Raw genomic sequence first — 6,000 nt, forward strand, 5'->3', positions numbered from 1 at the left:
CGGGCGATTATAAAAGAACGCACGCGCCGGGATAGGTGTATACCTGATCTCACATCCCCATGAGTGGAGTACGCATCATGTCCAAAGGTTTGGATTCAAAGAAAGCAGACAAGAAAAAGCCGGCGAAAACCGCTATTGAAAAGCGCGCCGACAAGAAAGCCAAAAAGGTCAATGTGTTCGGGCATTGAGCCTGCGCTGACCGATCGCTCCCGCGCAATGCGGGAGCGATCACATTGAAAATAATCTGCAAGAAATCCGGGCGTCGTTGCACAGAAGAGGATTGGTCCCCGATCCGAGCAATGCCATGCCTCATTATTTCGATGCAGCCCACCGAGAAGAAATCGAAACCCTGCGCCAACGCGTCACCGCCCGCACCGAGTGGCCGACCTGGTTGCTGTTGATTGGCGTGTACAGCGCGTGGTTCGCCCTTGTTCTGGCCAGTGATTCATTGGGTCTGTGGTTGAGCACGTTGTTGCTGATTCCCGTGGTGGTGTTGTGGCTGTCGGTGCAGCACGAACTGCTGCACGGTCATCCGACCCGCTGGCCGCTGTTGAACAAAATCCTTGGCTACGCACCGTTTGCCGTCTGGTATCCCTACACCTTGTATCGCGACAGCCATTTGCTGCATCACCGCGACGAGGACCTGACTATCCCCGGTCGCGATCCGGAAAGCCGTTACCTGAATGCCGAGCAGTGGCAGGGCAGTTCGTTGTTCAAACAAGGCCTGCACTGGTTGAACAAAACCGTGCTCGGGCGCTTTCTGCTCGGTGCGCCAATCGCCTTGCTGACGCTGGCCCGGGAAGAACTGCAACGCCTGAAAAGCGGCGAGCGCCAGGCCTGGTTGATGTGGCTCAGCCATGGTGCCTTGACCCTGTCGATGCTGCTGTTCATCGCGCGCTACAGCGTGTTGCCGGTGTGGCATTACCTGTTGCTGGTCAGCGTACCGGCGCTGTCGATTGCGATGATTCGCTCCTACTATGAACATCGACCTCATGCGGCGCCGGAGCAGCGCACCGTGCTCAATGAAGCGGCGTGGCCGTGGCGCTGGCTGTTCCTCAACCTCAATCTGCATTTGGTGCACCACGATTTGCCGGGGCTGCCCTGGTACGACTTGCCCCGCGCCTATCGGGCCCGCCGCGAGCAATGGCTGGCGCGCAGTGGTGGGTTTCTGGTGCAGGGTTATGGGCAGCTGTGGCGTGAATACGGCGTAAAGGCCATCGACAGCCCGAGGCATCCGTTTCACTGATTTTTTTGCCAGACGCCTTCCCCCCCTGTGGGAGCGGGCTTGCTCGCGAAGGCGTCGTCTCTGCCAGCATCAATGTTGAATGACACACCGCATTCGCGAGCAAGCCCGCTCCCACAGGGAACATTGTCGTATTGGAATATCCTGATGCCTCAACACATCGCCGAACTACTGATGTACGTCGCCCCCGAGCCTATCCGCCAGGCCAACGAGCGCTGGCTGACGCGAATCCTCGAGCACCTGGGCGAAACCCGTGGCGATGCCGAAGGCCTGTCACTGATGGAGATGTGGCTGTCGCCGCACTTGCTGCTCACACAAACCTGCGGTTATCCGCTGATGACGGCATTGCGCGGCAAGGTCCGTGTGCTGGGCCGCCCTCGATATGAGCTTTCGGACAGTAGCGGCGGCAATCATTGCAGCCTGATTCTGGGGCGTATTGATGATGCACGGCGAACCCTGGCGGATTTTCGCGGCAGCCGAGGCGTGATCAACAGCCATGACTCCAACAGCGGCATGAACCTGCTGCGCCACCGGTTGGCGCCGTTGCAACGTGACGGACAGTTTTTTGCGCAGGTCGGAATCAGCGGTAGTCATCGCGAAAGCCTGCGCTGGTTGCGCGAAGGCCTTGCTGATCTGGCGGCCATCGACAGCGTGACATTTGCCTGTCTGGCCCGATACGCCGAGGAGGAAGTGGCCGGTTTGCGCGTGATTGCTCGCAGTGCATTGAGTCCGACGTTGCCCTACATCACGGCAGCCACCGTCAGCGATCAGCAGGCTGAAGGGCTATTGCGGGCGATGAATCAGGCGTTGTGCGAATTGCCTGACGTCGCCGAAATCCTCGGGTTGCCCGAGGTGCTGCCGGCTAGCGAAAGCGACTATCAGGTTGTGCTCGATTATCAGCATGAGGCCGAGATGCTGGGGTATGGAGATTTGCGATAGGGCGCAAATGTCGGGTCGACAGGTCCATTTTTCGCGGGCAAGCCACGCTCCCACAGGATTACGGTGAACCTGTGGGAGCGTGGCTTGCCCGCGATAGCGGTTTATCAGGCACCACTTTTTTATAATTCCATAAATGAATATAAAAATAAGTTTTAAGTATTATTAATGAATAAGGCTCCTTGCTAGGATTCGCCTCACCGGACCACCGGACATTCAGCGACCCCTAACCCAGGAGCCCCTATGTCCGGCGCCGATATTCTTCATCGCAAACACGTGGACGGACTGTTCCGCGCTCATTACCACTGGCTCTGCACACGCCTGCGTCAATCTCTGAACGATGCCGCCGGTGTCGAGGACATTGCCTGCGAAACCTTCGTGCAACTGCTCGAAGCCCCTGGCCTGACGGCAATCCGTGAACCCCGTGCCTTACTCATCACTATCGCCCGGCGCCTGCTCTATCAGCGTTGGCGTCGAGGTGATCTGGAGCGTCGGCATCTTCAGCAACTGCAACAGGCCGAGCCGATTCATGCCGAATCGCCGGAGGTACTGGCTCAGTTGTCCCAGACCCTGAGCCGTGTGGAGCGCAGTCTTCAGCGGCTGCCCGGCAAAGTCCGTTCAACCTTCCTGCTGTCGCGGATCGACGGCCTGACCTATCCGCAAATTGCCGCTGTGCTGGGCATCTCGCTGCGTTCGGTCAGCGACTACATGACCCGTTCCCAGGCCCTGTGCGACCGGCACAGCGCCAATCAATCCCTGAACCGTCCACTCCAGAACAAGAGGTCCGCATGAGATCGATCAAAACCCTGCTCGGCAGTTCGCTGCTGGCCCTGAGCCTGTTGTCCCACCCGGCATCGGCCACGGAAAAAGCGGCACCTATCCACTTTGGCGACATCACTTGGGAAAGCGGCAGCCTCATCACCGAAATCCTGCGCCTGATCGTTGAAAAAGGTTATGGCTACCCGACCGACACGCTGCCGGGCAGCACCGTCAGCCTGGAAGCGGCACTGGCCAAAAACGATATCCAGGTCATTGGAGAAGAGTGGGCCGGGCGCAGTCCGGCGTGGGTCAAGGCGGCGGCGGAGGGCAAGGTGTTCGGCCTCGGCGATACGGTCAAAGGCGCCACTGAGGGTTGGTGGGTGCCGGAGTACGTGATCAAGGGCGATGCCGAACGTGGCATCAAGCCCTTGGCCCCGGAGTTGAAATCCGTCGCTGATCTGGCGAAGTACAAGGATGTATTCCGCGACCCCGAAGACCCGAGCCGCGGACGCTTCCTCAACAGCCCGACCGGCTGGACCTCGGAGATCGTCAACAGCCAGAAACTCAAGGCCTACGACCTGAGCGAAAGCTTCGTCAATTTCCGCACCGGTTCCGGCGCGGCGCTGGATGCAGAGGTGGCGTCGTCGATCCGCCGTGGCAAACCGGTGCTGTTCTACTACTGGTCGCCAACGCCGCTGCTCGGGCGCTTCAAACTGGTGAAACTCGACGAGCCGCCGTTCGACGCCGAAGCCTGGAAAACCCTGGCCGACGCCAACAATCCAAACCCCAAAGGCACGCGCTCGATGCCGGCCAGCCTGGCTATCGGCGTGTCGGCACCGTTCAAGGTGCAATATCCGGAGCTGGTGACGTTCTTTGAAAAAGTTGATTTGCCGATTGATTTGCTGAACCAGACCTTGGGCCAGATGAGCGAAAAACGGCAAAAACCCCGGGAAGTCGCCGAAGCGTTTTTGCGTGATCAGCCGCAGGTGTGGAAGGGCTGGGTGCCGGGGGAGGTGGCTACCAGGGTGAGTGCCAGCTTGTAGTTTTGTGGTGCCTGGAAGGTAGCCATCGCGAGCAAGCTCGCTCCCACATTGGATCTGTTGTGCCCACACAACCCGTGGTCAGCAGAGATCCCCTGTGGGAGCGAGCTTGCTCGCGATGCGATTTGAAGTCTTACGCCAATTCGGCAGCCAACGCCGCTTTCACCGTCGGTCGCTGAATCGATTTTGTCCTCAATGCTGGCATACTAGTGGCCTTGCAAACCCAAGGTGGCTGTCTATGATCAGGTGTAACTAACTATGTCGACCGTGATGAGGCGGTCGATGTATTGGCGAAAGAGTGCGCAATCGAAGGCACCGACACTTAATGGCAAGGAGCCGTACGCTAAATGGAATTTGTTGTGAATCTGTTAGGGCTGGCCTGCTTGCGGGCTATCAAGAGAAGGATGTCTTGATGAGAGTGCCGATTTAGGACCCCTCCGATTGATCATCATTTATCACCTGACTAGTCCTTCTTATTGGAGGGATGTGTGCGCCTGTTCCATGGAACGTAGTGGTGGATGTGAAAGACCTGCAACTTTCATCAATCAAAAAACCGCGCAGAAGGTGATGCAACAATGTTCAACCTACATCACAAGGCTGACCTGCTGGAAATCGAACGATTCAGCTGTGCGCTGAACGAGGCCAACTCTAAGCTGGCGGCGATCAGTCGTTCGATGGCGATGATTGAATTCACCCCGGACGGCATCGTCATCGATGCCAACGAAAACTTTTGCAGTGCCATGGGTTACAGCGCCGACGAAGTGCGCGGCAAGCATCACCGGATCTTTTGTGAAGAGCAGTTTTACCGCAGCGACGACTACACCAAACTGTGGCGCGATCTGGCGCGAGGCGAGTCGCTGAGCGGGACCTTTTTGCGCTTGCACAAAAGCGGCCGTGAAATCTGGCTCGAAGCCAGCTACATGCCGGTGCTGGGCCCAGACCGGCAAGTCAAGAGCGTGATCAAGGTCGCTACCGACATCACCGCCCGGGTCAACAAGGAACATGAAAACGAAAGCCGACTCGCCGCGATAGGCCGCTCCATGGCCGTGATCGAATTTACGCCCGATGGCAAGGTCATCAGCGCCAACGACAACTTCCTGAAAACCATGCAGTACTCGCTCCACGAAGTGGTGGGGCAGCATCACAGCCTGTTCTGCCATCGGGCCGAAGCCGAGTCCCAGGGGTACCGCAATTTCTGGGCTTCGCTCAACCGCGGCGAATATCACTCCCATCGTTTCGAGCGCAGGAACAAGCAAGGTCAGACGGTATTCCTCGAAGCGTCCTACAACCCGTTGTTCGACGCCAAGGGGCGTTTGTACAAAGTGGTCAAGTTTGCCAGCGACATCACTCACCAGATGACCACCCTGCAAACCGCCGCTGAATCGGCCCACAGCACCTCGGTGCAAAACGACGTCTGTGCGCGCAAAGGGTCCGAGGTGGTGCAGCAGACGGTGCAGATCATCCAGGATATTTCCCGCGACCTGAACGAAGCGGCGCTGAGCATTGATGCCGTGAGCAAGCAGTCCGACATCATCGGCACCATCGTGCAGACCATCCGCGGCATTGCCGATCAGACCAACCTGCTGGCGCTCAATGCCGCGATCGAAGCGGCCCGCGCCGGCGAGCACGGGCGCGGGTTTGCCGTGGTGGCCGATGAAGTGCGCAGCCTCGCGGCGCGCACCAGTCAGGCGACGCTGGAGATTGTCGAGGTGGTGCGCAAGAACCACGATTTGTCACTCAGCGCGGTGTCGAGCATGCAATCGAGTCTGAGTCGTACCGGGCTCGGGGTTGAGTTGGCGAACGAGGCGGGGGAGGTGATCCTGGAAATCCAACAGGGCTCGCGGCATGTGGTAGATGCGATCAGTCAGTTCAACTCGACGTTGCAACTGAACTAGTCGTGGCAAATGAAAAAGGGTCCCTAATGCCAGTCAGTTAAGCGCTAATGCGATCTGTAGCAGCTGCCGAGCCCGCGAGGCTGCGTTCGGCTGCGAAGCAGTCGTAAAATCAGTCATTGCGGTACGT

General features: G+C 58.4%; 4 protein-coding genes and 2 pseudogenes. All 6 read left to right on the forward strand.

Translation table 11 applies throughout. From position 1 onward, the window contains the following. Positions 1-304 precede the first annotated feature (304 nt). Positions 305-1,246 carry a fatty acid desaturase gene (locus PMI28_RS06285; RefSeq protein ID WP_007990360.1) on the forward strand — a complete coding sequence of 314 codons (942 nt, stop codon included), beginning with the start codon at positions 305-307 and terminating at the stop codon, positions 1,244-1,246. 72 nt (positions 1,247-1,318) lie between these two features. Next, positions 1,319-2,182, forward strand: a complete 864-nt coding sequence (locus PMI28_RS06280) for a phosphate/phosphite/phosphonate ABC transporter substrate-binding protein (RefSeq protein ID WP_443200734.1) — start codon at positions 1,319-1,321, stop codon at positions 2,180-2,182. 240 nt (positions 2,183-2,422) lie between these two features. Beyond that, positions 2,423-2,971 (forward strand): sigma-70 family RNA polymerase sigma factor, encoded by a 549-nt coding sequence (locus tag PMI28_RS06275; RefSeq protein WP_007990363.1) that lies wholly within the window; start codon positions 2,423-2,425, stop codon positions 2,969-2,971. Next, complete coding sequence (locus tag PMI28_RS06270) at positions 2,968-3,981, forward strand: ABC transporter substrate-binding protein (protein ID WP_007990364.1); 1,014 nt, start codon at positions 2,968-2,970, stop codon at positions 3,979-3,981. The genes PMI28_RS06275 and PMI28_RS06270 overlap by 4 nt, the downstream gene beginning before the upstream one ends. A gap of 671 nt (positions 3,982-4,652) precedes the next feature. Continuing rightward, positions 4,653-5,327, forward strand: a pseudogene (locus PMI28_RS31680) (PAS domain-containing protein); the annotation flags it as partial. A gap of 138 nt (positions 5,328-5,465) precedes the next feature. Continuing rightward, positions 5,466-5,873, forward strand: a pseudogene (locus PMI28_RS31685) (methyl-accepting chemotaxis protein); the annotation flags it as partial. Positions 5,874-6,000: the final 127 nt, after the last annotated feature.

The organism is Pseudomonas sp. GM48, assembly GCF_000282335.1.
GTDB lineage: Bacteria > Pseudomonadota > Gammaproteobacteria > Pseudomonadales > Pseudomonadaceae > Aquipseudomonas.